The organism is Undibacterium sp. Ji42W (genome assembly GCF_049340405.1).
Lineage (GTDB): Bacteria > Pseudomonadota > Gammaproteobacteria > Burkholderiales > Burkholderiaceae_D > Undibacterium.
This window is the reverse complement of record NZ_JBMPOV010000012.1, coordinates 42,287-68,452: the sequence shown is the minus strand read 5'-3', so window position 1 is coordinate 68,452 and position 26,166 is coordinate 42,287. Positions and strand designations below refer to the sequence as shown.

Genomic DNA, 26,166 nt, shown 5'->3' with positions numbered 1-26,166 from the left:
TGCCAATTATTTCTTGCCAAAAAATTTTTCCCGCTGCCATTCAATCAGCACCGCTACCAGAAAAAATCCTGCACTCACCAGCAGCAGCTTGAGCATGATCTCTAGATCAAACTGCTTGCTGCGGTAGGAAGCCGCAGCAGCGATCAGGCCAGCCGCACAAAGTATGCGCATACCCTGGCGCTTGTAGGCAGCGCGGCATAAAGATAAGAATTTGTTGTCTGTTTTGCTGCTCATGGAATCGTTGATGCAAATCACTAATGGACACTACAGGACACTAAAGGAACAATTCTAACAGCGTATGGCTTGGAGATTAACAGGCTTTATGAGTGAAAGTACAAAGCGGGCCACTGAAAACCTGGATTGTTTTTCATGCTTTTGCACAGATTTGCAAAATAGCTTCCAGGGGTTTTCTATCAATGCTTAATTTGCATTTGCTATACTCAACACCATCCTCAAGGAATTCAAGAAAGAGCTCTGCATGTTTTTACCTTGGGAAAAATTGCCCGGATGGCTGCTGGGCCCACTGATGACATGCTTGGGTGGATACCTATTTTTGCATGCAGAACCCTATTCATGGCGTCAATGGGAAGCCCTGGGTTTCGTGGTGATCGGAATTGTTATTTTTATAGTCGGCGTGAAGAAACTATATGCCGGGACAGACGAATATCACGCTAATGCGATCTTGACTTCACCACGAAAAAAAGCAAAAGAAGAACGAGAGAAATTATCGGCACTCAATTTTGCCAATGACGATGCGTTGCAACTAAAGCGAATTCTTGGCCGCATTGACGCAGATCGCTACCCTGAACAGGTAAAGGAAATACAAGCCAGATTGGATGCACTTGAGCAAAAGTGAGCTACTTATTGCAATTGCTGATACGTCCAATGCGCTGAATCGATTTATTTGGCAAATGACAGGCTTCTGGTTTTTGAGATCAGACTTGAGCACAAGCTCGGATTTGCACCTCGCTCGCTCCCTCCCCTCCACTGCTCGCCAAATTTGACATCCACCCGCGACAGCCCCACAATCAGCCCGCGCTGGCAAATTAGATGAAATTCTCTAGCAATAATGATATTTTTCATTGCGCGATGGTCTAATGCAATGCAACAAATTCCTTCTCTGAAGATGCCAGCAAAACAGACTGAAAACAATATTCATAAAATGGTTGCCTGCCTGCCGCGATTTTGCACAATTTTTGACCAAAAAATCAGATTGCGCTTGACGTTAAACAGGCGCCATAGTTAAATACGAAATCGATTGCGCAAACGATTGCGCGACAACTTTTTACCGAGAATAGCATCATGAAGCCACGCATCACTGTAGTCGGCAGCGTCAATATGGATCTGGTTTTTCGCACGCCGCGCATGCCGGCCCTGGGCGAGACCCTGCATGGCCATGAATTTTGTCAGATTCCCGGTGGCAAAGGGGCCAACCAGGCCGTAGCCGCTGCCCGCCAGGGTGCGCAGGTCAGCTTTATCGGTGCGGTGGGTGATGATGGTTTTGGCAGTTTTTCACACGATTGCCTGGCCGCTGAGGGCATGGACCTGACCCATCTGGCGCGCGTAGCCGGTGTTGCCACAGGCGTGGCTGGCATTCTGGTAGAAGATGGCGGCGACAATAGCATCGTGCTGGCAGCAGGTGCCAATGCAACTTTAACCCCTGCCCAGGTTGAGGCAGCTACAGCCACCATCGCCGGTGCGCAATTACTGGTTTGCCAACTTGAAACCCCGCTCGCTACGGTGACCCGCGCGATAGAAATTGCCCGCGCCAAGGGTGTTAAAGTCATTTTGAACCCGGCCCCGGCACAAGACCTGACAGATGCCTTGCTGGCCCAGGTCGATTACCTGATCCTGAATGAAACCGAAGCCTCGCAATTGAGTGGCGTGACGGTGATTGACCAGGCCAGCGCCAAAGCCGCCTCGGAACAAATCTTGCAACGTGGTACAGGCACGGTCTTGCTGACCATGGGTGAGCATGGTGCCCTGATCACTGAGAGCACAGGCAGCCAGTTCATCCCGGCTGTCAAGGTCGATGTGGTCGATACCACTGCTGCTGGCGACACCTTTGTCGGTGCCTTTGCGGTTGGTCTGGCGAATGGCCTAAGCGTGATGGATGCCAGCCGTGAAGCGCAATACACGGCAGCACTCACTGTCACCAAGCTGGGCGCACAGACATCCATACCGCAACGCCAGCAGGTACTGGATTTTATGGCGGTTGGCAAGGCTGCTTGAGAAAAAAACAGGCTTGGAAAGCAGGACCACAATTGGGCAACATTGAGTAAAAGTCCCAAATCATGCCCCGCCACCAGCACCAACTCTGTTTTTGATAAAATTTCGCCCGCGTGGCTGAAACGAAATGTCTGCACCATGTTAGGCTTGCACAGGCTTTCAAGACTGGCTCACTTTTATCAAGTCCAGGCTGTGGCAGCAAAAAGTAACGTGGTTTTTAATTTGGGCGCTGCATGCTCTTTTTGAGCGCACAGCACAACGACATCTGATGAAGGAAATTTCATGAAACTCAAGCAAATCTGCCTGTCCCTGGCGACCCTGATGGCTGTCGGCGGCGCGGCCAGTGCTTATGCTGCAGACCTTAAATTTGCAGTGATCTACGATGCAGGCGGCAAGTTTGACAAGTCCTTCAACCAGTCCGCATCGGAAGGCGCAGAGCGTTTCAAGAAAGAAACCAAGCTGAACTTCATCGAAGTGCAAGTCGCCAGTGACACCCAGACTGAACAAGTCTTGCGTAACCTGGCTCGTAAAAATGTCGATCTGATCGCCGCGATCGGCTTTGGCCAGGCACAGGCGGTACAAAACATCGCCAAGGAATTCCCAAAAACCAAATTCGTGCTGATAGACGGTATTGCCACAGGTGACAATGTCAGCTCTGTGCTGTTCAAGGAACAGGAAGGATCTTACCTGGTGGGCGTGGCAGCAGCGATTGCCAGCAAATCCAAAAAGGTAGGCTTTGTAGGCGGCATGGATATCCCGCTGATCCGCAATTTTGCCTGTGGCTATGCACAAGGTGCAAAAGCGACTGAGCCCAAGATTGATGTGGTACAAAACATGGTTGGTACCACTACTGCAGCCTGGAATGATCCGGCCAAAGGCGGCGAGCTGGCACGCGCCCAGTTTGAGCGGGGCGTCGATGTGATTTTTGCAGCAGCCGGTGGTAGCGGCATGGGCACTTTGCAAGCGGTCAAAGAAAAAGGCAAGCTGGGCATAGGTGTTGACTCCAACCAGAACTACATGCACCCAGGCAGCATGCTGACATCCATGGTCAAGCGCGTAGATCAAGCCATTTATGACAGCTTCATGCAATTGAAAAACGGTAACTGGAAAAACGGTACCCAATACAAAGGCCTGAAAGAAGGCGGCGTAGACTGGGCGCTGGATAAGGACAACCGCAGCGTCGTCAGCGCTGACATGGAAAAACGTGTCAATGCGGCCAAACAAGACATCATCAATGGCAAGGTCAAGGTCGCTGATTTCCGTGATGGCAATAAGTGCCCAGTCTGATCATTGGCATCAGGTAGAAATAATGTATGAAGGGCGCAGTATCTTCATCAGATACTTTGCGCCCTGATTGATGTTTAGAGCCCAATCTGTCGCACATCGTATTTTAAAGAAACGCTAAAGTATGCAGCCAGCAGTCGAATTTCAACAGATCTCCAAACGTTTTGGCGCAGTACAGGCCAACCGTGATGTGAGCTTTTCCATTGCGCCGGGTTCCATCCACGGCGTGATTGGTGAAAACGGCGCAGGCAAGTCCACGCTGATGAGCATACTGTATGGCTATTACCGCGCCGACAGCGGCAAGCTGCTCCTCAATGGCGCAGAACAACATATCCGCAACAGCCAGGAGGCGATCAACCTGGGCATAGGCATGGTGCATCAGCATTTCATGCTGGTCGAGAACATGACCGTGCTCGACAATGTCATGCTGGGCACAGAAGGCGGCTATCGCCTGAAGCCAAGGCGCCATGAAGTAGAAGCCAAGTTGCGCGACATCTGCAAACGCTATTCCCTCGATGTAGATCCGCTGGCGACGATACAGGATTTGTCTGTCGGCGTGCAGCAAAGGGTGGAAATCCTCAAGCAGATTTACCGTAGCGCGAATATCCTGATCCTCGATGAACCTACCGCCGTATTGACGGTGCAAGAGACAGCCTCATTATTTGAAGTGCTGCGCCTGTTCAAGGAACAGGGCAAGACCATCATCCTGATTACCCACAAGCTGCAAGAGATACAGGAAATCACCGACCAGGTCACCGTCATGCGCGGTGGAGCTGTCATCGGTTCAGTAGCGACCAAGGACACCACGACGGCACAAATGGCCGAGATGATGGTGGGCCGCCCGATAGTCACCCACTTGCCGCGCGCTGCCTATGCGCCGGGCGAGACGGTGCTGGAAGTCAAGGACCTGAACCTCGTCAACGCGCAAAAAGTCAGCTTGTTGAAGAATGTCAGTTTCAATATCCGCGCTGGTGAAATCGTGGCGATTGCCGGTGTCTCTGGTAATGGCCAGAGTGAGTTACTGGAGATTTTAAGCGGCATGCGCCTGCCCACCAGTGGCAAGCTGCTAATGCAGGGCAAGGATTTACCGTTTGCTGGCCGCAAGGATGCCGATGGCTTGCCGGCGACTTTCCGCGACCTGGGCATAGCCCATGTGCCGGAAGACCGCTTGCGCGATGCCGTTGTCAAGAATTTCTCGGTGATGATGAACAGCTTTCTGGGTTACCAGAAAAAACTCGGCAAGTCTTTTGGTTTGCTCGACTACAAAAGCATTTTGAAGAATTGCACAGACTTGCTGGCGAAATTTGACGTGCGCCCGGCAGACCCGCAGTTGCGTATTGCCCTGCTGTCTGGTGGCAACCAGCAAAAAGTGGTGATGGCACGCGAGATTGCGGCCAACCCCAAACTGATGCTGGTGGGCCAGCCTACCCGTGGTGTGGATATAGGCACGATAGAAAGCCTGCATACCCGCCTCTTGGCGATGCGTGATGCCGGCATTGCTATTTTGCTGGTATCGGTAGAACTGGAAGAAGTACGTGCCCTGGCTGACCGCATCCTGGTGATTTCAAGTGGTGCGATCACGGGTGAATTGAAGGCAGAAGAATTTGATGCAACCGAGATCGGTTGCCTCATGGGTGGTATCCATACGCATTAAAAGCACCATGGATTAGATCCAGCCCTGGTAAGAATATTGCAAGAAGAAGCGAACACAGACAAGCGACCAAACAACGATGAATCAAGCCGACCTCCCACGCTGGGCCACCGCATTTGCCCTGCCGCTGTTAAACCTGTTCTCTGCCTTACTGGTCGCGGCGGGTGTGATTTATCTGCTGGGTGAAAGCCCGGTAGAATGCCTGGGCATCCTCATCAACGCCGCTGTGCTGAACCCTGAGGGTTTGGGCTATACCCTGTTTTATGCAGCGACCTTTATCTTCACCGGTTTGTCCGTGTCGGTGGCCATGCAGGCCGGCTTGTTCAATATCGGCAGTGAAGGCCAAATGTATCTCGGCGGCCTGGGCCTGACCCTGGTCTTGCTGTGGCTGGACTCTTCCGTACCAGGCTGGTTGCTGATACCACTGGCGATGCTGGGCAGTGCCGCTTTTGGTGCGGCATGGGCTTTTTTGCCGGGGTATCTGCAAGCCAAACGCGGCAGCCATGTGGTCGTGACGACCATCATGTTCAACTTCATCGCTGCCTGCCTGATGAATTTTGTGATCATCAGCATCCTGGTACCTATGGGCGGGCAAAATACCTCCAGCCGCATGTTTGCCGATGCCTCCTGGTTGCCTAAACTGAATGGCATCTTGCCGGTGCTGGGTGAAACTCCTTTGAACGTCAGCTTTGTGCTGGCGCTGGTGGCGCTGGTGATTTATGGCGTCGTGGTCTGGCGAACGACCTGGGGTTATCAGTTGCGCGCCACTGGCCTGAACCAGCATGCGGCGCACTATGCCGGTATCTCCATCAGCAAAACCATTATCATCACGATGATGGTATCTGGTGCACTGGCGGGCCTGGCGGCGGTTAATTCCATCATGGGTTCTACCCATTACCTGCCGCTGAACTTCCCTGCTGGTGCCGGTTTTATCGGTATCGCGATTGCCCTGATGGGGCGTCAGCATCCGGTCGGTATCCTGCTGTCATCCATATTATTTGGCGCGCTGATACAGGGTGGTTTTGATCTGTCGCTAGAAAAAGCCAATATCCCGCCAGAGACGTTTATCTTTATCCAGGGTTTGATCATCCTGTTCTGCGGTGCCATGGAAAACCTGTATGCACCTGCCCTGTCTGCCCTGCTCAAGCGTAAGGAAAAATGATGTTTGATGACTTTCAATTTTCCAGCATCCTGGTATCGACCATACGCAATGCACCGGTATTGATGTTTGCTGCCATGGCTGGCCTGTTTGCAGAACGCAGCGGTGTCGTTGATCTGGCACTGGAAGGCAAGATGCTGGCCGCCGCCTTTGTTTCTGCGGCCGTGGCTGTTGTGACCAAGAACCCTTGGCTGGGTATCATGGCGGGCGTGGGTATTTCTGCTGCCATCGCCCTGTTGCAAGGTTTTGTCAGCATCACGCAAAAAGGTAATCAACTGGTCGCCGGTATTGCCCTTAATATCGCGCTCAGTGGTTTGACCTTTGTGGTTGCCCAGTATTTCTTCCAGCAGGGTGGCCGCACGCCTGACCTGGGTGATGCGCGTTTGTTTGATATCGTGCTGCCAGGTTCAGCCGCTGTTGCCAACATCCCCTTTCTGGGCTGGTTTTATACCAGGCTCATTGGTGGACATAGCGTGCTGGTGTATCTGGCATTTGCCTTGATCCCTGTCGTGCACTGGGTCTTATACCACACCCGCTTTGGCCTGCGCCTGCGCGCTGTAGGCGAGAACCCGCATGCGGCAGATGCGGCGGGCATTAATGTAGAACGCACCCGCTTCATGGCCATGCTGTGCGCTGGCGTGCTGTGCTCCTTTTCTGGTGCGTATTTATCCATCGTGCAAAGTGGCTTCTTCCTGCGCGACATGTCCGCCGGTAATGGCTACCTGGCCTTGACGGCGCTGGTGTTTGGCAACTGGCGGCCTTTGTACACTGCACTTGGTTGCCTGATGTTCGGCTTCTTCGCCGCCCTGCAAGTACAGATCGAAGGCGTGGTCTTCCCTGGCATAGGCAAGGTACCGGGCTCTTTGATACAAATGATACCTTACGTCGTGACCGTGATCGTTCTGGCAGGCTTGATGGCAAAGTCCGTCGCCCCGAAAGCGATTGGTCAGCCGTTTGTGAAGTCACGATAATTTGAAAAACATAAGACCTCTCAACACAGAGGCACAGAGACACAGAGGGGGCACAGAGAAAGACGGAAGAGTCATGTAGGTTGCAAATACGTAGGTTGGGCTACGCTTCATCAGCCCAACACTTAGCCTACAATCGACGAATACGTTATTGAAACGCCGAGTGTCGGGCTGGTAAACCGTAGCCCAACCTACGAATAAGCCAACACTTCGGCTTCTCACTCGCCTTTCTCTGTGCACCCTCTGTGTCTCCGTGCCTCTGTGGTGTGCTTTTCGGTCTAAGATTTTAAAACATAATTTCGACCTCCTTGAACCGGGTCAACTGCAACAATTCACATCGCGACTGGGTTCTGCCCAATGGCCAGCCGGTGTAATTTTGGAGAGCATACACATGTCAACAACAGCAAAACATAAAGTCATTTTTGATACGGATCCAGGCGTCGATGATGCAATGGCCTTGTATTTCGCACTGGCACATCCTGATATCGATGTGGTTGGTATCACGACTACTTTTGGTAATGTCCATGTTGAGCAAGCCACCATCAATGCCTTGTACCTGACACGCATTGCGGGCCGCCATATCCCTGTCGCCCAAGGCGTGCCTGTACCTTTCGCCAAAGCACCTGGCATGCCGCCAGATTTCATCCACGGTGCTGATGGTTTGGGTAACCTGAACAGCCGTATTGAAGTCGGTGGCAAGGCAGAAGTAGAAAGCGCCGCTGAATTCATCGTCAAGATGGCACGCCAGCATCCGGGCGAAATCACTCTGGTCGCGGTTGGCCCGCTGGGTAACCTGGGCCTGGCCCTGAAGATGGAACCACAACTGCCAAAACTGCTGAAGCAAGTCGTGCTGATGGCAGGTACCGTTGATGAACCAGGCAATGTCTCGCCAGTGGCAGAAGCCAATGTCTGGAATGACCCGGACGCGGCTGATCTGGTCTTCACAGCAGGCTGGGATTTGACCATGGTGGGTCTGGACGTGACTCACCGCGTGGTCTTGCCTTCGACCTTCTTTGCTGCCCTGGCAGAAAAACACAAGCATGTGGCGATGGATACCCTGTCACACGCGGTCAACTTCTACGCCAACTTCTACCAAAGCATACGCCCGGACCTGGGTCATGCCTGCTATGGTCACGATGTGCTGGCATTTGTCTGGCTGGTGGCACCGCAGATTTTCGAAACCAACTCTGGCCGCGTACGTGTTGCCAAAGAAGGTATAGGCAATGGCCAGACCATGATGGCAAAACTGCCTATTCCTTATCCGCAGGCAGGTTGGGAAGCCAGCAAACCAGAAACCCGCGTTTGCATGAAGGTCGATGCAGAGGCATGTAAACAATTGATCGATGCAACCCTGGCGTCAAACTGGTTGCAGGCACCGCTGGCGCAATAAGGGGAGACCATCATGTTCATAGAACCAGTTGATTATCGCGCACCCGATGCTGCGAAAAAATTCACTGAAAGCCTGCACCGCACCGGCTTTGGTGTATTGACCAATCACCCCTTGTCGCAAAGCACACTGGAAACCATCTACAAGGAATGGTATGAGTTTTTCCAGACCGATGCGAAGAACAAGTATGACTTTGATGCTGAGAAAATGGATGGCTATTTTTCGCCAAAAATTTCCGAAACAGCCAAGGGCCAGACCAAGCGTGACCTGAAAGAGTTTTATCATATCTACCCGACAGGCCGTTATCCGACTGAAGTGTCGGATGCGGCACGCAAGTATTATGACGATGGTGCCAAGCTGGCAGCAGAGTTGTTGCAATGGGTAGAAGATCACTCACCTGCTGATGTCAAGGCCAGGTATTCCATGCCTCTGTCAGACATGATCACCGACAGTGACCTGACCCTGCTGCGCGTTCTGCATTACCCCCCTCTGCGTGGCGATGAAGAACCAGATGCAGTACGCGCCGCTGCCCATGGCGACATCAACCTGCTGACCCTGCTGCCTGCTGCGACTCAAGCCGGTTTGCAGGTACAAGGCAAGGACGATGCATGGCATGACGTGCCCTGCGACTTTGGCATGCTGATCGTGAATATCGGCGACATGCTTGATGAAGCCTCGGCAGGTTACTATCCATCGACTATCCATCGCGTGCTGAACCCTACCGGTGAAGAAGCGAAAAAATCACGCATCTCACTGCCACTGTTCTTACATCCGCGTGCAGATGTGGTGCTGTCCGAGCGTCATACTTCTGGCAGTTATCTGCAAGAGCGTTTGCGCGAGCTGGGTGTGAAGAAGTAAGCTTTTTGCAGTTTGGTTTTGCAAGGCCATCTGCAAGTGAAAAGCCCGTAACAGACACCTGTTGCGGGCTTTTTTGTATGTTACGCCACGCACACCGCTTCCCACCTGAGTAAATGCATGGTATCCATACAATGGTACGCACGACACGCACCACCAAGCACTTTTAAAACCGTGGAACCAACCGCATATCAGGGTGTGCAGCTATAGTAGGTAACGCTAGAATCAACGCTGACGCCAGTATCTTTGCTTGAATCCTGCCTGACCAGTTCAGTGAAGCATTTGCTTTCATAAAGACCGCTGTTCATCACATAAGCATGGTTTTCCATCGGCTTGAAGTTAAGGCCTACCGTGCAATAGGTAATTTTGTTATAGCCTGGTTGCGATGAGTACACTGATAAGCCGATCACATCGCCGGCTGGCACATAGATATGGCCCACATCGTTCGCTTCCATTTTCAAAGGCAGGCTAAAGCGTTTCCCTTTTTGACATAATGAATAGGTACCGCCAGACATGACACGGATCGGTACCATCTTGGTATCTGCGCCCGGTGTATAAGTAGGTAAAGTATTGCAGGCACACAACACCAGGGCGGCTAAGGTGATGGTCGCATAATTAAATAATCTCATGTCATTGCTCCCTGCCTGCTACAACTGGTGCGGGCCGTACCACCTTGGCGAGATCAGTCAACACTGTTGCCGTTGTAAATGCACCTGTTTGGAATTCGTCGAGATACAGCACAAAGGAATAGGCAACTGGCTTGCCATCCATCCAGCCCACCAAAGGAGAGTAGGCAGGAACATCCTTTGCCGCATGAACCAGGGTACGATAAAGAATGAAGTAAGGCTTGTTCTTTGACTTGGCGATTTCTGCTGCACGATACAGCGCATAGTCCTGCACACTATCTGGCTTGATAAATCCATTTCCGGAGAAAATCACTTTATCCAGTTTGCCTGGTCCGGGTATTTGATAGTATCCACCAGTAATGCCCGAGCTCTGGTAGCTGGTGGCGCAAGCACTCAGCAAAATGCTGGACGCCAAAAGAAAACATAATTTTTGCAAAAAATAACTCCTGATAACGAATAAGTGCGGATTGCGTGCGAACGGAGCGAAGACCACGGAACAGTATTCATCAGTGATATAAAAACTGGAGCACTGATGTGGTGTCTTGCAAATGCCAGACCAAATCCACTAAGACAGCAGATTCATGGCACGCGAATTTTGAACGGGGGATTTTAACAAATTATACGCTTACACAGGCTGAAATCTTGCGCGCAATGATTGTTGTGGCAGGGAGGGGAAAGGATACAGGGTCGGCATTATGCAGGGCAATAAACATCGCCTGCAAGTAGACCGTAGCCTTCATGGCGGATCGAGTCCGGCATGAAGGGTTGGGGCTGCGGGTTTTAATGCGGTATACGTGCTCGCAGACCAACAAGGATTTAATGTCATCAGTTCAACGGAGTTTTGTAGGGTATCCCCGGCAACGCTCCCTGGCTAAGCAAACATATGGCGTAAAGGCGATGTTGCGAAAGGCGCACCCCACCAGCAATACCACGATTCATCTCAGGCTGCTTTCGCTGTCGCTGGTTTTGCCAGCGTCACGGTATCGCCAGAGGGTATGCCATCCGATTTCCAGCGTGCAAATTCTGTCTTTATGGTTTCCAGAGTTTGCTTGCTTATATCAGGCAAACTTCCACCAAGTATATCTGATGCTTCTTTAAAACCCTGCTCCACCGCGGCAGTGATCTTGTCCAGCTTGGCCGGGTCATCGCCAATAGCTGCCTTGGCAAAGCTAAGTATGCGCTCAGCAGTTTTTTGTACGCTGAACTCACCACCATCAGCCACGGCTGCCTGCGCTGCCTTGATGGCTTCCGGACTGGCCGAGATTTTTTGCTGGCCACTGACCACCTTGGACAATTCCAGCCCCTGTTGCTCTACCAGAGGTTTGATCAGGTTGACGATGTCCTGCGCCTTGCGGTTCGATTCTTCCAGCAGGGCTTGCAGGTCAGGCGCGGCCGTTTTATTCAGGCGCGGGTCGGAATACACCACCGTATCATTCTTGCTGGCATCCAGATTAACGCTGGTGCTGTCAGATGTGGCAGTGGCATTCGTGTCTGCCGTTTGCTCGTCCGTCTTGGGCGCTTTGGTTTGCGCAGTCTGGTAAGTGCGCACGTAAAGATCTTGTCTGGATATGCCTATACTCATCGTATTGCTCCCTGATAATAGTGGTGGATGTTTAGTCCTGTACTATCGTTATGGAGCATGGAAGGCAAAAATGCAATGGCAAAATCAGATGATTATTACCGCCATTAACTATTTTTCATAATAATTATGCATTGAAATATCATGCCGCCTCGTCGGTCACGGCATCAAACATGATGCGGTTTCTGCCTGCATGTTTTGCTGCATAAAGTAGCTGATCAGCACGGGTGCGCACCATGCCCGGGGTCACATCTCCCCCCTGGTATTCTGTAATGCCTATGCTGGCGGTGACATAAATATCAATACCGGCCACGGTGACAGGACTTTTTTCCAGGCGCAGACGCAATCTTTCCATGGCGGCAGCGGCATCCATGGCAGCAGACTCAGGAAAAAGCACGGCAAACTCATCTCCACCAAGGCGGGCAGCCTTGTCTATGCCACGGGTATTGGCTTGCATCAGACTGGCAAAGTGAGCGATTACTTCATCGCCGGTCTGGTGCCCGTATACATCGTTGACCTTTTTAAAGTGATCAATATCCAGCAAGGCCAGGGCATAAGGTCGTTGTATGCGCTTGGCGCGTTGATGTTCTTCTGCCAGCATGGGTAAAAAGGTGGCGCGATTAATCAGCGTGGTCAGTTCATCCACTTCCGCGGCTTTTTGCCATTCCTGCCTGGCCGCCTCTATTGTCAGCAATTGACGGTTATGCAAGGCGACCGCCAATATCGTAAAGGTGGTCGTGCACACAAAGCACACCAGCATGAAATTCGCCTCGACCAGATTGCTGCTTTGGAAAGGGCCTAACTGTTGCCCGGTAATAGCGATAATGGCCACCATGCTGGCAGTCAGCGCCAGCGTCATGAGCTTGAGGCTGACATAAAAAGCCAGCAGCAAAAGCACGGGCAAAACGAAATAGATAAATCCGGGGTGCCCGCGAAACGCCAGGTATAACAGCACCCCTATGCCCAGGCCGGTCAATACCAGCCGCTGCACTTCATTACTGTGCAATTGATGGTCATCACGCCAGGCCTGGTAGAGGGGATAAATCAGCAAGATACCCAGGCTATCGGCCAGCACCAGCATGCGGAAGAAATTACCCGCCTCGTCCCAATGGATGTAGCCGCCGACAGACAAATTCAGGCTCAGGATGAGACTGCTGAGCATGGTCGGTATTAAACAGATTTTAATGCCGAAATGCAACAAATCAGTGGATTGACGCAAACCTTGCGGCAAGGACAAACGCATCATGAGCATGGCAACGATGCCGGCCAGACCGTCAGCCATAGCAGAGATCAGCGTGTAAAGCGCAGGGGAATTCTTGTGCACCTCGACCATGCCGGGATAATTTGCACAGAAGCTGGCAATCAAAATGAAAGGGAAAGCCAGCAAGCCATGGCGCATGCCCATTACCATGCCTATACCAGACGCCAGCCACAGCAAGGTGATATTGCTGGGTTTGAGGGCAAACAATTGCATGCCCGTGCGTGCAGCAAGGTAGTAGAGGCCAGCTGCACAGATGAGGAAGACGATTTCCTGCAGTTTTTTTCTTAAGGGAGAATGCGCTTGTCCATCCTGCCCGACCTGGCCGGGAGCGGAGGATTTAAGCTGATTCACCATATTTGACATGGTTTGATAATACAATGTCGCCTATACCAACGAAAGACGAACATGTTTAACAAAAGTGAACTATTGCAAGCTGCCAATACAGCCCGTGAATCCGCTTATGCGCCCTACTCCACATTCAAGGTCGGCGCTGCCGTATTGACCAAGGATGGCAAGACTTTTCATGGCTGTAATGTAGAAAATGCCTCTTATGGTTTGTGCAATTGTGCAGAACGCACAGCACTATTTTCTGCCATTGCTGCCGGCTACCGTCCTGGCGATTTTGCTGCCATCGCAGTGACGGGCGATACCGAAGGCCCGATCGCCCCATGCGGCGCCTGCCGCCAGGTCATCATTGAGCTGGGTGGGCCAGAATTGCCCGTGCTGCTGACGAATCTCAAAGGTGATCTCAAGACCACCACGGCAGGCGACCAGTTGCCAGATGCGTTTTACCTGAAGCCGGAATAAATTTCCAGCATCCCGCACAGCATTTCAACATCCCTGTGCGGGATGTTCAACATCGCTATCTTCAATACCTATCATCTCCTGCATGAGCAAATCCATACTGATCATCGAAGATGAAGTCAGCATCGCCGATACCCTGGCCTATGCCCTGAAGACTGACGGTTTTATCCCGCAACACCTGAGCCTGGGCCAGCAAGCAATTGAGCTCTTGCGTACCACGGATACGCCACCTGCCCTGATCGTGCTCGACATCGGTTTGCCAGATATCAGCGGCTTTGATGTTTGCCGCCAGTTACGCCAGTTTTCAGATACGCCCGTGCTGTTTTTAACTGCACGCAACGATGAAATAGACCGCATCGTCGGGCTGGAAATCGGTGCGGATGACTATGTCAGCAAACCCTTTTCACCACGCGAAGTGGTGGCCCGCATACGCGCGATTTTGCGGCGCCAGCAAGGCAAGGTGCAAACTGCGGCAGAAACTGCAGTATCCCGTTTTGAATTGAAACCGCAAGAAGCGCGCATACTTGCCTATGGTCAGACACTGAACCTGACGCGTTATGAATACCTGCTGCTCAAGACGCTCATGGAAAGCCCCGGCCATTTATTTTCACGCGCCCAACTCATGGACATCGTCTGGACCAACGCGCCTGATACGCTGGACCGTACCGTCGATGCCCACGTCAAATGCCTGCGCGCCAAACTGCGGCAGGCGAGGCTCAACAATACAGCCGTGACAGATGATGCTGAAGCAAATGATGAAGGCATCATCACCCACCGCGGCATGGGCTATAGCTGGTCACCTGCATGAAGATAGGCCTGCGCATACTGCTGGGTTATTTTTTAATACTGGGTTTAAGCGCCTGGCTGATCCTGAATGTGGTCGTCGAAGAAATCAAACCCGGTGTGCGCGCCACGCTGGAAGACACCCTCATCGACACTGCCCACATGCTGGCCACCCTGGTGGCAGAAGACGTGGCAGCAGGCAAAGTCGCCGACAGTGATTTGATGAAGCGTCTGCAAAACTATGCGCAACGCAGCATCGATGCCAACATCAGCGGTATACGCAAGACCAGCCTTGATTACCGCATCTATATCACCGACATCAAAGGCATCGTCATCTTTGACAGCGATGGCAAGGACGTGGGGCAGGACTACTCACGCTGGAATGATGTCAACCGCACCCTGCAAGGCAAATACGGTGCCCGCAGCACCCGTAGCAAATCGGAAGATGAAGGCAGCAGTGTCATGCATGTGGCAGCCCCCATCCTTGACCATGGCCGCATCATAGGTTCACTGACGGTCGCCAAACCCATCTCCACCATCAACCCGTTTATCTGGCGCAGCCAGCGCAAGATATTGCAACGCAGTGCCTGGTTGTGGCTGGGGTCTCTGTTAATAGGGTTAGGTTTTTCATGGTGGCTGAACCGCACTTTGCGCAAGCTGCAAACCTATGCTGCCAGCGTAGAAAACGGCGAAAAAACTAGCCTACCGGCACTGGGCAATAATGAAATCGGCAGCCTGGGCCGTGCGCTTGAAGCCATGCGTGACAAGCTCGAAGGCAAGCAATATGTAGAACAACTCATGCACACCATGGCGCATGAGTTGAAGAGTCCCATCGCTTCGATACAAGGCTCTGCCGAACTCATGCGCGAAGACATGCCCGCCGCTGACAGGCAGCATTTTTTGAACAACATCCTGGAACAAAATTCTCGCCAGCGTCAACTTATCGATAAATTGCTGGCCCTGGTCAAGCTGGAAAAACAGCAAAGCCTGGAGCACGTACAAGCCATCAACATCCCGCGCCTGCTGGCACTGGTGACTGAAGATGCGCAACCCAGATTATTAGCCAAGTCCCTGCACTTGCAACAGGATATAGACATCGCCATCACCAGCATCAATGGTGATGAATTACTGTTGCGCCAGGCACTGGGTAACCTGCTCGACAACGCCATTGCCTTTGCCCCTGCAGGCAGCGGTATCAGCCTGCAAACCCATCTCATCAATAGCGCCGATGGTTCGCCATCCCTGCAAATCAGTATCAGCGACCAGGGACCAGGCATACCAGATTACGCCCTCGATAAAATCTTTGACCGCTTCTACTCCCTGCCCCGCCCGCATGCTGCAAAAAGCACGGGACTGGGTTTGCCGTTTGTGCGCGAAGTGGCACTGTTGCATGGCGGGAGTATCAGCGTGAGCAATCAGGCTGATGGTGGCGTGCGGGCTATGTTGTGTTTGGACGTATGAATGTCATAGGTTAGGCCGGGCCTCGCTAGGCTACGCTTCATCAGCCCAACGCTGGACCTCGACAAACGTATACGTTATGTAAACACCGAGTGCTGGGCTGATACCCCGTAGCCCAACCTACGATACTAGTGGCATTCGCCAATCAACATCAACCTCTTGAACTGGCTAACGTTTCCAACAACAAAGAAACACCCCACTTCACACAAACCACATCATCCCCGCACATTCCTTTTTTACATTACAAGCTTCGCCATTACCGGAGCCTGTCATGCAAAGAAGTCTGCTATTTAAAATCGTTATCGTTGGCCTGCTGGCTATCCTGCTGTATGTGCCGCTGACGATGATACAAGCCACCATCTGGGAACGCATGCGTTACCGCGATGAAGCGGTGCGCAGTATCACGGCGGATTCTGTCAGTGAGCAAGTCATCGTCGGGCCGGTGCTCGTTGTTCCCTATACTGAGACCTGGGAAGATGAGAGCTTTGATGCCACGTTGAATAAAACCACGCGCCGCCAGATGTCTGTCAATAAAAAGCATTACATCTACCCTAATGAGATGCAGATCATGGGCAATATCGATACTGACCAGCGTTATCGCGGCATCCACAAAGTGCTGGTGTATACCGGGCACCATAAAATAACGGGGGACTTCCTGCTGCCTGAGCTGTCGAACATGGTGCAGAAGGACAATCCCAAGGCCGTCATCACCCTGGCGGAAACGCCTTATATTGCCATGGGATTAAGTGATACCCGTGGCCTGCAAAATTTCCCTAAACTCACATGGAATGAACAAACCGTAGAATTCAAGCAAGGCAGCAAACTCAGTTCTTTCCAGCGCGGTATCCATGCAGGGCTCGATAGCGTTAATCTCGCCAGTGCAAGGCAAGTCAAATTCAAGATAGACCTGGATCTTGATGGCATAGAAAAACTGAGCTTTACTCCACTGGCAAAAAATAACCAGGTGACGCTGGCATCCAACTGGCCGCATATGCAATACGGTGGCCGCTTCCTGCCATCAACAAAAGGCAGGGTGAATACAGACAAGAGTACCAGTGCAAACTGGACTATTTCTTCCCTGTCCAGCAATGCCCAGCAACAAATGACGCGACTCGAAAATGCCGGGAATGCAGTCAAAGTAGCGAGTGGTACAAACCTGAATGAAGATGGCAGCCCCACTTCATCGGCATCGCCTATCGATATCTTCAGTGTCTCTTACATCGAACCTGTCAACATCTATACGCAAGCTGACCGCGCCGTCAAATATGGCCTGATGTTCGTCGCCCTGACCTTTGCCGCCTTCTTTTTGTTCGAGGTCTTGAAGCAACTGCCTATCCACCCTGTCCAATACACCCTGGTGGGCCTGGCGCTGGTGATTTTCTTCTTGCTGCTGGTCAGCCTGTCAGAGAAGATCAGCTTCGTGCTGGCCTACCTGACAGCCAGTGCCGCCTGTATTTTGCTTATTGGTATTTACCTGGCCAATGTACTGCATAACTGGAAGCGCGGCCTGGGATTTGGCGCAGCATTGACGGTCTTGTACGGCATCTTGTTTGGTCTGCTGAGTTCAGAAAACAATGCCATGATGATGGGTAGCCTGCTGCTGTTTGCTGTCCTGTCCGGCATCATGCTGGCGACCCGCAAGGTCGATTGGTACCATCTCGGCAAGCCAGCCACAGACAGCGTGGTTGATCATGCCTGATCAGTAAATCAACTGGGTAAGTATACTATCCAGAAATAATCAGAAATAATCAGAAATAGCTCGAAATAAGCAGAAATAAGCAGAACCTTGTCAGTTGCAAATTTGCAGGCAAGGTTCTGTTTTTTTTATGCGTGGTCTATCGTCAACCCCGCATTGATCTCGGTCAGAGTGCGCACCAGGGTTTCTGAATAATGCAGGCCTGCGCCTGAGGTGGCATAAACAAGCCTGAGCAAGATAAAGTACTCGCCATCGCAATAGTCTGCAACAGCAGGTAATTTGTAGTTGACCTGCTCCAAAAAATCCAGCAGTTGCGCTTCTTCTGCCAGCCATGCAGGCATGTTTGTTTCTGATTCGCCGGCACATTCCAGCAGGCCGGTACACCATTGCCTGGCCCCGCCATTGCTGTCTGGCTGCGCTGGCCCTGCCAGATGAATCGTCACCTGCGCATCTTCACCCCAGCGCTTGAGTGTCTTGCTATTGTTACTGATGCGCGAGACTGCACCATCAAGCCCCTTGCTATCCGCCGCCAGGGCAAAGCGGTCGGCATCAAATTCTTCTCCTCCTACTTCAACATAAAAGCGCAGTAATTTCATTCTTGCCTCCGTGTTCAGGATTTGAAATGCAGTTCAACCGTATTCACCAGGCTGGTTACGATCAGCCAGACCATAGCATTCTAGTCCGGATTGAAATTTTTGCAATTTCAATCCGCACTGGCTGGCGGCTTTCTTGCCTGGCAGAATTAAAAACGCAGATCTTCGGTCGTGACCAGGCTGGCAAACAGGCCATTCAGGGTCGAATTATGGTGGGCGATGATGGTGCTGGCAGGCAGCAACTCGGTGTCATTGCAGCTATGCGCATCTTCTACGAGAATCACCTTGAAACCCAGTTCACTGGCAGCGCGGCAATTGCTGTCTATGCAGTACTGGGTTTTAAGCCCGCAAATGATCAGTTCCTGTATGTCTTTTGCGCGCAATTGCTGTGTTTGAGTTTGTTCAGGGTAGCGAGTATGTCTTCGCGCAAGATGCTGTTTTGACAGGTCTTGGGATGCACGGTGACACCCTCAAAGCCAAAACGGCAGGCCTGGAATCGGTTGTAGTTATAGACGAGATAGTCGTCTTCTTCTGGCGCTGCTACGCGTCTTTTCACCAAGTAAGAACACAGGACTTGTAGGCAGGCGGCCAGGGCAGCAGCTCTTTCCACAATACTGTCCCCGCCAGCACGGAGGCACAAGGCACAAGCCACCAGCATCACTTGCAAACTCTGGGCCGAAGCTTTCAGAATATCGCCTGGTGCCTGCATGACCCTATAAACAAGGATGAGTTTGAAGGCAAAAACTGCCAGCACAGAATTGATCGCAGTCAGGTGCAGGATGCGTTCACTGACCTGGCCAGAACTGCGTTGCTCGTTAGTCACGCGTAATACGGCAGTGGGTGAAGATGACATCGCCAGTGCCGCCATTAACAGCGACATCAGTTGCGTGCTGCCATACCAAAGGGCGACACAATACACGGTAGCAAAGCTGGCTGCTGCTTCCAACAAACCTGTCACGGCTACCCAGGGATTAAGGCGAAGCCAGCGCAGGTTGATGCGGTAGACAAACTCGAACAGCATCAAGCCAAAGGCGATATTGGCGAGCAGCACAAGGCCATTGCAGCCCCACGACAAATTTTGCTTTTTGATAGCGTATTGCTTCAACGATGTTGTCTGCAGGTGAAATGGCCTCTACCTTGATATCCCTGCCCAGATTCCTGATCGATTGATGGTGGATGGAATTAACTTTGGCAACAATGCCAGGAGGGAACAACTGTGCCAGTGAGGAGTGCGGCGTAAATTGCAATTCATGGCCATGCTGGTCGTACAGGTCATTGACGTGGGCGATAGCACCAGGCACTTCAGTGACGATGTCCTGATACAGGCTGCCACCAAAAGCCACATTCAATAACTGGCAGCCACGGCAGATACCGAGCAGCGGTTTGTCGGCTTCGATAAATTCATGCAACAACTCGAGTTCATACATGTCGCGCGTGCGGTCGCCATTCCACTCAGGGCGGGTCGATTGTTGTGAGTAGCTTTCAGGTGCAACGTCGGCACCACCTTGCAAGACCAGGCCATCAAGATGCCTGGCATAGTCACGCAGGCGTATATTGCTGGGCCGTATCAAGCCATTAGTGTTGACTGAGGGGATCATGAACACCATCACATCACGCGCCATGACCCATTGGGCGATGGATTCTTCCAGATACTGCAAGGTCTTGCTCGACAAGCCCTTTGCACCCGCCTGCGGATGGAAGATGCGGGCAGATACCCCTAATCTTCAGGGTACGCTGGGTAATGCCCTTGGCTGTACGCATGGAGGTAGCCCGCAGGCGCGCAGTAATAACACGTATCATCGTGCGCCACGGAGATTCATCAGCGAGGTAAGAGGCTTGCCCTTCAACTGTTTCTTTGGTCGCAGTTGCAGTCTGTGTCACTGGGATGGCAGATGGGGATAGATTGGCCTGCTCTGCCAGATTGCCTGATACCGTATGTACGGGCAGATTTACGGGTGGGTCAGTTGCAACAACAGACGCCACTATTCCAGAGTGCGGGGTATTTTGTTGTGCTTGATCATTTTTCTCATCCGGCATGGCATATATCCATCGCTGATAAAGGTGAAAGCCAAGGCATACCTGTCTGCATACTCATGAAGAAACATCGTCATGCTGTGACAGTGAAGATACTACACGCTAGAGCGGCTTGATTCCATCGTCTGAGTCAGGCAAGCCAGTTCATGCAGTAGCGGTTTATTCAGTATAGTTCAACTCTGTTTTTTTAAAATATGACTACAGCAGCGGATTCAAGCGATCTTCACATCTTACATCACAACAAAAACATCAATGCCGCTACCAGCGTTGGCGGCAAGGCACCGAGCAGTAAACCAACTGCGCCTATCGATTCATCATTGAAGCCACGCTTCAATAAAGCCACGCCTGCAGGATTGGGGGCATTGGCGATGACGGTGAGCCCGCCACCAGCGACCGCACCGGCAACCAGCAGGTATTTTGCCTGCTCACTGAGGCCAGCAATCAAGGAACCCAGATAAGTCAGTGCCGCATTATCCGTAATCGCCGTCAGGCCGAGCGCCGCAAAAAACAGGGTATGCGGCTGCAGGCTGGAGACGATGGGTTGCAACCACCATTGCTGCATACCGCCCAGCACCACCAGACCAGCGAGAAAGAAACCGACCAGCAAACCCTCTTTCAAAATCAAGGGGCTTTGATGGCGTTCATACGCCTGGGTATAGCCCATGAAGAACAGGAACAGGCCGAGGAAGAATACCGGGTGATGGGCAAACAGGACAACGCCCGCCAAAAAAGCCAGATGTATCAGGCTGACGATCAGCGGCACTGTCTGCACTTGCGTGCTGTCTGCTGCACTCTGCGCCGGTATGTGCTTGCGCAAAAGCAGTGTAATCACGCTGGCATTGAACAGCACTGCCACAGCCGCCTTCCAGCCAAAAGTGGCCAGCATGAAAGCGCTATCCCATTGCCACACTGATGCCACCATCAGCACCGGCGGCGCGGCATAAGAAGTCAACGTACCGCCTACGGAGACATTGACGAACAGCACACCCAGCGCAGCATACTTGAGCCACTCAGGCATGCCCTGTCTAAAAATTCTTGATGCCAGCATCAGGGCAGCCAGAGTCATCGCCGCCGGCTCGGTAATCAATGAACCCAGCAAAGGCACGACTGCCAGGCCAAACCACACCATCGCGAGAGCATCAGGCACAGGCGTGAAACGCGCCAGCACCTTGAGCACACGGCCAACGATCTCCAGCACGGGGCGCGACGCAGCGACCACCATGACGACAAAGACAAACAGGGGTTCGGTATATTGACGCGACTCGGCATAGGCTACGGCTACATCTCCACCAGACACCAGCGCCATCACCACGATGAGCACAAAAGCCCAGAAGCCAAACACGACTTCAACTTCACCCAACAAGTGAAACAGGCCCGCATGCCTGGCATGCCGGTGCGCCAGCACTTCAAAAAACTTGGCGCTGAAAGTATGCAACAGAGCCAGGCCAAAAATCACTGCACCCAGGGTTTCCATCAGGTTCATCACGCTCATTCCCGCATCAATACAGAGACATATATTACACGAGCGTGAGCCTGCTTACGAGCTAAACCGGCGTGGCAGAGACCGATAAAAGCCTTGCCATTTTGTATTAGGCAGAGTTCAACATCACTGTATTTTTCTACTCACCAATACCTTAGAGTACGGCAGTCAGCCAAGCCATCATATGCCAGAAAAGCCGGAAAATCTATGCATTGCCATGGCCTGCAAAATACTATCCTTGATGCAACCAGCCAAGGCACACAAGATAAATGCATCTACCATAGTCAATTTATATTCAGCCCAGTTCCTGGTCATGATCAAGAACAGCGCCAGGAAAAAGAATACGATGCCAGTCCACTGTGCCCTGAGATTAATCCTCATCGTCATTGCATTTGTTTTTTTGTATGCTTCAAAAACGACATACGCTTCGAGCATGATAAAGGCCGCGAGCGGCACCCAGAAACTCCACATTGGTGCACCATCGCGGATAGCATGGATCATAAAAAATAAAAACACTGAGACGTTGGCCAATAGCGCAACATACACAGCCATTTTGCTGGTTTCAAAAATGCTCTTCTTTTCTGTCGTCATTTGCTTGTTCCTTACAGTATTCAATCAGCCAAATTTGTTATCACAGACAACAAGCATATCTGGAACACCAATTGTGTCCGCCAGATGTCTATAAATTGACTGATCAGGCCAGCTTCAAACCCGCCCCATCTTCTTTCACAACAGCCGCCCGCACCTCCACCACAGCCCCGTCCTGAATAGACACCACCCGCTCAGCCGCATTGATGGTCTCAGGCCGGTGCGCCACCATGATGCGCGTCAGCTGCAAATTGCCTAGCGCCTGATTGACCTTATGTTCATTGTTCACATCCAGATGACTGGTCGCTTCATCGAGTGCCAATACCTTAGGCTGCTTGTACAAGGCCCTGGCCAGTAGTACGCGCTGCTTTTGGCCGCCAGACAGGCTGCTGCCCATATCACCTACCAGGGTTTGATAACCCATGGGCATCTTGCTGATTTCTTCATGAATGGCTGCCAGCTTCGCACATTCTTCTACTCTCTGCTGATCACAATGGCTGTCGAAGAAAGCGATATTGTCCATGATGGACCCCGCCAGCAAGACATCCTCCTGCATGACCGTGCCCACCAGTTGACGATAAGTCTTGATACCCAGTTGAGTGATAGGGATATCGTCTATCAGCACTTCACCTTCTGTTGGTTTCAACAAACCCAGAATGATCTTGCACAAGGTAGTTTTACCACAACCACTGGGGCCAACCAGGGCGATGCTTTGCCCAGCAGGTATGGTCAGATTAATGTCCTTGAGTACCCAGGGTTCACCCTCGGCATAACGGAACTTGATATTCTTCAGCGTGATCACCGCCTTGATGCGCGAGAGATCAGTTTCGATCGCAGTTTCTGCCTCGGCCTCTTCCAGCACGATGTCGGCCAGCCTTTCACTATGCAGGCTCAGCATGCGGTAACTGATGAAGACATCAATGAGGCTGGAAATGCGGCCAGTAAACGTACCGGCATAGCTGGAGAAAGCCATCAGCATGCCCGCCGTCAGGGTATTTTGCATGACCTGGCCAGCACCAATATAAAACAGCGCCAGGCCTTGTATGCCAAAGATCAGGGTATTGCTGACCTTGAAGATAATGGACAGCTTTTGCGTCTTGATATCACGGTTTTGTACATCGATCTTCAGGTTTTGCCAGCGCGACAGTCTTTCAGTCTCACGACCAAACAGTTTCAGGGGCGTGACGGCACGCATGGTTTCCAGGAAGTGACTACTTTCTTTGGACGACAGGATCAGCCGCTCTTGTGATGCTTCACGAAAAGGTTGATAGAAGGCCCAGCGCAAACCCGCGTACAAGGCCACAGCACCCAATACCAGCATACTGAGCTTGACGCTATACACCATCATCATGACCAGCGCCAGTACGGCCATCAGGCCATCCAGCGCACTCTCGACAAACATGCTGGTCAGGGTACTTTGTATGGCACCGATGGAACCAAAGCGCGACACCACATCACCGAGGTGCCGCTTTTCAAAATAAGAAACCGGCAAACGCACCAGATGGGCAAATACACGCGCCGACCATTGCAGGCCGATATCCATGCTCCAGCGCATCAAAAACCAGCTACGGGCGAGACCGATTGCAGTCTGGGTAATCATCAACAGTGCAAAACCAAACACCAGCACGACGAGTAATTCTTTGTCACCACTGACGATGACTTCGTCAATGACGAACTGGTTGAACAGAGGTGAGCATATAGCAAAAATTTCCAGGGCCAGGGCCAAGGCAATCACTTTGACAATGGCAGGACGCAGGCCGACGATATGGCCTGTCAGATCACGCAGGGCGACTTGCTTTTTTTCATCCTTCGGTTTAAAGGCTGGGCTGGGTGCTAGCTCAAGGGCGACACCCGTGAAATGTTTGGAGGCTTCTTCCAGCCCGACACGACGTTCGCCGACAGCCGGGTCCAGCAAGACCAGAGTGACTTTGCCACGCCAATCCTTGCTCACAGTTTTCAGTACCACAAAGTGGTTCAGATTCCAGTGCAAGATACAAGGCAAGGCAAGTTGATCGAGTTCATCCAGTTCCAGGCGCAAAGGGCGGCTGTTCAATTGCATTGCTGATGCATGACGCATCAGTTGCGCTAGTGTGGCACCTTTGAGGCTGATCGAGAATTGACGGCGCAGATCCGCGAGGTCAGAGTGATAGCCAAAATGGCTGGCGACCATGGCGAGGCAGGCGAGACCGCATTCGCTGGATTCGGTTTGGAGGATGGGCTTCATTTATGACCCGAAATAAATTGGTGCTTGGGATGGGGGCAACGAGGACGAAAAACATTGACTGCGACGGAGCGCAATAAAGGTAGGGATAGACATGATTATTGCTGGTCAGGCTTACCAGCCAATTGATGCATCGCCAGCATATCTACCAGATAATCTTTTATAATAGCTAACAGAATGGTCAATAAAAAAGCATCTGAAAAGTCCAGTGGCTGCTTCTTGGTCGCGAGTAGAAATATCAAGAAAAAAAGAACGATTACTCCTTTTTTCAATGACATTTTCTCTTTCGTTACTGCTCTGATATCCAGTTTTTTTTCATCGTCAGTACTGATATAGCCATACAAGCAAAAGAAGGCAACGGCTGGCAGCCAGAAATTCAGAAATCGCGCTTGATTGAGGACTGCATTGGTTACAAAAAACAGGACGACTGAAATATGGCAGGCAACGAGTGCACAGAGTGCTGCCTTGCTGAGATCAGGATTGTGTATGTGTGCTGGTTTCATTTATTTTATACAGTACTATTCGCGCACAACATTAACCATTTCGACATTGTAGCCGCGCTTTTTAAATTCTTCTTGCAAAGAATGTGCCCCAAAAAAATGGGCTGCACCTATCGCAAAGACACTGCACTCATTTGCATTCGCACGCTTCACTATTTTTTCTAATAAATACACAGTTCTTTTATCACCAATCGCCACACCCGCAGGCTTATCAGCTCCAGTAAGTTTTCCGAGTTCGTCATAATCACTTTTTGCCTGTTTGAAATCTCCACGAAGAAAAATTGCTTCCTCCATACTTAAGCCACGTTGAATGTGTTTCTTCTTGCACTCTTCACATTCAAGAAAATCTGCCAGCCTTAGTAATGAAGTTTGCCATCCTTTTATGTCCGAGAATGTACTGATAATTTGTTCTGCCCCCTCGCTTGAACTTTCCAAGTAGTGAATTGGAACTTTGACTACTTTTGCAAATTCTTCAAATTGAATATCCAATGAAGGAGATTTATTCTTTTCGTTACTCGAATCCGTTAAGGCACCTATCAATGCTGCTTGTTGCAAGTTAAATGGGGTCGCATGTGCAATATATTGAGAGAGTAATTGCGGTGGAATCTTTGCATTACTGGCTAATATCTGCAACTTTTCCCCATTATCGAGATAACGTTGGATGTTATAGTCATCATTAACAAGCATTTTCTGTGCATATTTACCGGATAACATATCTTCTTTTCCAGCAACAGCATCGACTTCAAGGCACAATCCTTTTGCCTTGCTTATCTGCTCCTTGATAGCGAACGCATAATAGTGTGGGAAAAGAATGTGTAATGAACTGTGCATTGACGGCGCGACACTAAAACTGTTTCCGTGACCTGAGACCTTGATATAAAACGTTTGTACTTGAGTAGGTTTTTCTTCTCCTGAAGCATATATCGGCAACGTTACGAAAAGCAGTTGAAGAAAAAAGAAAAAAAGTATCTTCAAGTCAAAATTTATGCGTTTCATTCCAGGCTCATTGA

26 protein-coding genes and 2 pseudogenes are annotated in these 26,166 nt (G+C 51.3%); 12 read left to right on the top strand and 16 right to left on the bottom strand.

Annotation, left to right across the window (positions count from 1 at the left end; translation table 11 throughout):
• Positions 1-6: 6 nt before the first annotated feature.
• Positions 7-234: a hypothetical protein gene (locus ACO0LG_RS23765; protein ID WP_423030088.1), complete on the bottom strand. Its 228-nt coding sequence runs from the start codon at positions 232-234 to the stop codon at positions 7-9.
• 244 nt (positions 235-478) lie between these two features.
• Here ACO0LG_RS23765 and ACO0LG_RS23760 point away from each other — a divergent pair, with 244 nt between their 5' ends.
• From ACO0LG_RS23760 to ACO0LG_RS23725, 8 genes are all read left to right on the top strand, one after another.
• A complete protein-coding gene (locus ACO0LG_RS23760) occupies positions 479-856 on the top strand; it encodes a hypothetical protein (RefSeq protein ID WP_423030086.1) in 378 nt (125 codons plus the stop codon).
• A 446-nt stretch (positions 857-1,302) separates the two neighbouring features.
• The gene (gene rbsK / locus ACO0LG_RS23755) at positions 1,303-2,232 is read left to right on the top strand and encodes a ribokinase (protein WP_423030084.1); all 930 of its coding nucleotides are present in this window, start codon (positions 1,303-1,305) and stop codon (positions 2,230-2,232) included.
• A 279-nt stretch (positions 2,233-2,511) separates the two neighbouring features.
• Entirely contained in the window at positions 2,512-3,516 is a 1,005-nt protein-coding gene (locus ACO0LG_RS23750; protein ID WP_423030082.1) for a BMP family lipoprotein, read from the top strand.
• 121 nt (positions 3,517-3,637) lie between these two features.
• Entirely contained in the window at positions 3,638-5,167 is a 1,530-nt protein-coding gene (locus ACO0LG_RS23745) for an ABC transporter ATP-binding protein (protein WP_423030080.1), read from the top strand.
• Between the two features lie 76 nt (positions 5,168-5,243).
• Positions 5,244-6,326: an ABC transporter permease gene (locus tag ACO0LG_RS23740; RefSeq protein WP_423030078.1), complete on the top strand. Its 1,083-nt coding sequence runs from the start codon at positions 5,244-5,246 to the stop codon at positions 6,324-6,326.
• Positions 6,323-7,294 carry an ABC transporter permease gene (locus tag ACO0LG_RS23735; RefSeq protein WP_423030076.1) on the top strand — a complete coding sequence of 324 codons (972 nt, stop codon included), beginning with the start codon at positions 6,323-6,325 and terminating at the stop codon, positions 7,292-7,294. The genes ACO0LG_RS23740 and ACO0LG_RS23735 overlap by 4 nt, the downstream gene beginning before the upstream one ends.
• 388 nt (positions 7,295-7,682) lie before the next feature.
• Positions 7,683-8,681, top strand: a complete 999-nt coding sequence (locus tag ACO0LG_RS23730) for a nucleoside hydrolase (protein WP_423030074.1) — start codon at positions 7,683-7,685, stop codon at positions 8,679-8,681.
• A gap of 12 nt (positions 8,682-8,693) precedes the next feature.
• Positions 8,694-9,536, top strand: coding sequence for a 2OG-Fe(II) oxygenase family protein (locus ACO0LG_RS23725; protein ID WP_423030072.1), 843 nt, complete (start codon positions 8,694-8,696; stop codon positions 9,534-9,536).
• Between the two features lie 188 nt (positions 9,537-9,724).
• On the opposite strand, the gene ACO0LG_RS23720 is transcribed toward ACO0LG_RS23725, so the two are convergent.
• The 4 genes from ACO0LG_RS23720 to ACO0LG_RS23705 form a co-directional block, all read right to left on the bottom strand.
• Positions 9,725-10,162 (bottom strand): hypothetical protein, encoded by a 438-nt coding sequence (locus ACO0LG_RS23720; RefSeq protein WP_423030070.1) that lies wholly within the window; start codon positions 10,160-10,162, stop codon positions 9,725-9,727.
• A 1-nt stretch (position 10,163) separates the two neighbouring features.
• Entirely contained in the window at positions 10,164-10,595 is a 432-nt protein-coding gene (locus ACO0LG_RS23715) for a CC0125/CC1285 family lipoprotein (RefSeq protein WP_423030068.1), read from the bottom strand.
• Positions 10,596-11,099: 504 nt separating this feature from the next.
• Positions 11,100-11,741: a DUF5610 domain-containing protein gene (locus tag ACO0LG_RS23710; protein ID WP_423030066.1), complete on the bottom strand. Its 642-nt coding sequence runs from the start codon at positions 11,739-11,741 to the stop codon at positions 11,100-11,102.
• A 139-nt stretch (positions 11,742-11,880) separates the two neighbouring features.
• A complete protein-coding gene (locus ACO0LG_RS23705) occupies positions 11,881-13,353 on the bottom strand; it encodes a diguanylate cyclase (protein WP_423030064.1) in 1,473 nt (490 codons plus the stop codon).
• 51 nt (positions 13,354-13,404) lie between these two features.
• On the opposite strand from ACO0LG_RS23705, the gene cdd reads away from it, so the two are divergent.
• The 4 genes from cdd to creD all read left to right on the top strand — a co-directional run bounded on the left by cdd (position 13,405) and on the right by creD (position 17,743).
• Positions 13,405-13,806, top strand: a complete 402-nt coding sequence (gene cdd, locus ACO0LG_RS23700) for a cytidine deaminase (protein ID WP_423030062.1) — start codon at positions 13,405-13,407, stop codon at positions 13,804-13,806.
• Positions 13,807-13,888: 82 nt separating this feature from the next.
• Entirely contained in the window at positions 13,889-14,611 is a 723-nt protein-coding gene (gene creB / locus ACO0LG_RS23695) for a two-component system response regulator CreB (protein ID WP_423030060.1), read from the top strand.
• Positions 14,608-16,047, top strand: a complete 1,440-nt coding sequence (creC, locus tag ACO0LG_RS23690; protein ID WP_423030058.1) for a two-component system sensor histidine kinase CreC — start codon at positions 14,608-14,610, stop codon at positions 16,045-16,047. The genes creB and creC overlap by 4 nt, the downstream gene beginning before the upstream one ends.
• Before the next feature lie 268 nt (positions 16,048-16,315).
• A complete protein-coding gene (creD, locus tag ACO0LG_RS23685) occupies positions 16,316-17,743 on the top strand; it encodes a cell envelope integrity protein CreD (protein ID WP_423030056.1) in 1,428 nt (475 codons plus the stop codon).
• Between the two features lie 125 nt (positions 17,744-17,868).
• Here creD and ACO0LG_RS23680 read toward each other — a convergent pair whose 3' ends face one another.
• The 11 genes and pseudogenes from ACO0LG_RS23680 to ACO0LG_RS23630 form a co-directional block, all read right to left on the bottom strand.
• Positions 17,869-18,336, bottom strand: coding sequence for a hypothetical protein (locus ACO0LG_RS23680; RefSeq protein ID WP_423030054.1), 468 nt, complete (start codon positions 18,334-18,336; stop codon positions 17,869-17,871).
• 146 nt (positions 18,337-18,482) lie between these two features.
• Complete coding sequence (locus ACO0LG_RS23675; RefSeq protein WP_423030052.1) at positions 18,483-18,716, bottom strand: isochorismatase family protein; 234 nt, start codon at positions 18,714-18,716, stop codon at positions 18,483-18,485.
• Between the two features lie 8 nt (positions 18,717-18,724).
• Positions 18,725-18,943 (bottom strand): annotated as a pseudogene (locus ACO0LG_RS23670) (glutamate--cysteine ligase); the annotation flags it as partial.
• A gap of 81 nt (positions 18,944-19,024) precedes the next feature.
• Positions 19,025-19,354 (bottom strand): annotated as a pseudogene (locus tag ACO0LG_RS23665) (sodium:proton antiporter); the annotation flags it as partial.
• Entirely contained in the window at positions 19,305-20,006 is a 702-nt protein-coding gene (locus ACO0LG_RS23660; RefSeq protein ID WP_423030050.1) for a gamma-glutamyl-gamma-aminobutyrate hydrolase family protein, read from the bottom strand. The pseudogene ACO0LG_RS23665 and the gene ACO0LG_RS23660, both read right to left, overlap by 50 nt.
• Positions 19,945-20,370, bottom strand: a complete 426-nt coding sequence (locus tag ACO0LG_RS23655; protein WP_423030048.1) for a hypothetical protein — start codon at positions 20,368-20,370, stop codon at positions 19,945-19,947. The genes ACO0LG_RS23660 and ACO0LG_RS23655 overlap by 62 nt, the downstream gene beginning before the upstream one ends.
• 232 nt (positions 20,371-20,602) lie before the next feature.
• The gene (locus ACO0LG_RS23650; protein WP_423030268.1) at positions 20,603-21,850 is read right to left on the bottom strand and encodes a putative Na+/H+ antiporter; all 1,248 of its coding nucleotides are present in this window, start codon (positions 21,848-21,850) and stop codon (positions 20,603-20,605) included.
• A 177-nt stretch (positions 21,851-22,027) separates the two neighbouring features.
• Positions 22,028-22,438, bottom strand: coding sequence for a hypothetical protein (locus tag ACO0LG_RS23645; RefSeq protein WP_423030046.1), 411 nt, complete (start codon positions 22,436-22,438; stop codon positions 22,028-22,030).
• Positions 22,439-22,541: 103 nt separating this feature from the next.
• Positions 22,542-24,659 carry a peptidase domain-containing ABC transporter gene (locus ACO0LG_RS23640; RefSeq protein ID WP_423030044.1) on the bottom strand — a complete coding sequence of 706 codons (2,118 nt, stop codon included), beginning with the start codon at positions 24,657-24,659 and terminating at the stop codon, positions 22,542-22,544.
• Between the two features lie 95 nt (positions 24,660-24,754).
• Positions 24,755-25,159: a hypothetical protein gene (locus ACO0LG_RS23635; protein WP_423030042.1), complete on the bottom strand. Its 405-nt coding sequence runs from the start codon at positions 25,157-25,159 to the stop codon at positions 24,755-24,757.
• A gap of 15 nt (positions 25,160-25,174) precedes the next feature.
• Positions 25,175-26,152, bottom strand: a complete 978-nt coding sequence (locus ACO0LG_RS23630) for a TraB/GumN family protein (RefSeq protein WP_423030040.1) — start codon at positions 26,150-26,152, stop codon at positions 25,175-25,177.
• Positions 26,153-26,166: the final 14 nt, after the last annotated feature.

Coding starts and splice junctions, on each gene's coding strand:
- ACO0LG_RS23765 (WP_423030088.1), bottom strand. CDS start 234: ATGAGCAGCAAAACAGACAACAAATTCTTATCTTTATGCCGCGCTGCC.
- ACO0LG_RS23760 (WP_423030086.1), top strand. CDS start 479: ATGTTTTTACCTTGGGAAAAATTGCCCGGATGGCTGCTGGGCCCACTG.
- rbsK (WP_423030084.1), top strand. CDS start 1,303: ATGAAGCCACGCATCACTGTAGTCGGCAGCGTCAATATGGATCTGGTT.
- ACO0LG_RS23750 (WP_423030082.1), top strand. CDS start 2,512: ATGAAACTCAAGCAAATCTGCCTGTCCCTGGCGACCCTGATGGCTGTC.
- ACO0LG_RS23745 (WP_423030080.1), top strand. CDS start 3,638: ATGCAGCCAGCAGTCGAATTTCAACAGATCTCCAAACGTTTTGGCGCA.
- ACO0LG_RS23740 (WP_423030078.1), top strand. CDS start 5,244: ATGAATCAAGCCGACCTCCCACGCTGGGCCACCGCATTTGCCCTGCCG.
- ACO0LG_RS23735 (WP_423030076.1), top strand. CDS start 6,323: ATGATGTTTGATGACTTTCAATTTTCCAGCATCCTGGTATCGACCATA.
- ACO0LG_RS23730 (WP_423030074.1), top strand. CDS start 7,683: ATGTCAACAACAGCAAAACATAAAGTCATTTTTGATACGGATCCAGGC.
- ACO0LG_RS23725 (WP_423030072.1), top strand. CDS start 8,694: ATGTTCATAGAACCAGTTGATTATCGCGCACCCGATGCTGCGAAAAAA.
- ACO0LG_RS23720 (WP_423030070.1), bottom strand. CDS start 10,162: ATGAGATTATTTAATTATGCGACCATCACCTTAGCCGCCCTGGTGTTG.
- ACO0LG_RS23710 (WP_423030066.1), bottom strand. CDS start 11,741: ATGAGTATAGGCATATCCAGACAAGATCTTTACGTGCGCACTTACCAG.
- ACO0LG_RS23705 (WP_423030064.1), bottom strand. CDS start 13,353: ATGGTGAATCAGCTTAAATCCTCCGCTCCCGGCCAGGTCGGGCAGGAT.
- cdd (WP_423030062.1), top strand. CDS start 13,405: ATGTTTAACAAAAGTGAACTATTGCAAGCTGCCAATACAGCCCGTGAA.
- creB (WP_423030060.1), top strand. CDS start 13,889: ATGAGCAAATCCATACTGATCATCGAAGATGAAGTCAGCATCGCCGAT.
- creC (WP_423030058.1), top strand. CDS start 14,608: ATGAAGATAGGCCTGCGCATACTGCTGGGTTATTTTTTAATACTGGGT.
- creD (WP_423030056.1), top strand. CDS start 16,316: ATGCAAAGAAGTCTGCTATTTAAAATCGTTATCGTTGGCCTGCTGGCT.
- ACO0LG_RS23680 (WP_423030054.1), bottom strand. CDS start 18,336: ATGAAATTACTGCGCTTTTATGTTGAAGTAGGAGGAGAAGAATTTGAT.
- ACO0LG_RS23655 (WP_423030048.1), bottom strand. CDS start 20,370: ATGCCGGATGAGAAAAATGATCAAGCACAACAAAATACCCCGCACTCT.
- ACO0LG_RS23650 (WP_423030268.1), bottom strand. CDS start 21,850: ATGAACCTGATGGAAACCCTGGGTGCAGTGATTTTTGGCCTGGCTCTG.
- ACO0LG_RS23645 (WP_423030046.1), bottom strand. CDS start 22,438: ATGACGACAGAAAAGAAGAGCATTTTTGAAACCAGCAAAATGGCTGTG.
- ACO0LG_RS23640 (WP_423030044.1), bottom strand. CDS start 24,659: ATGAAGCCCATCCTCCAAACCGAATCCAGCGAATGCGGTCTCGCCTGC.
- ACO0LG_RS23635 (WP_423030042.1), bottom strand. CDS start 25,159: ATGAAACCAGCACACATACACAATCCTGATCTCAGCAAGGCAGCACTC.
- ACO0LG_RS23630 (WP_423030040.1), bottom strand. CDS start 26,152: ATGAAACGCATAAATTTTGACTTGAAGATACTTTTTTTCTTTTTTCTT.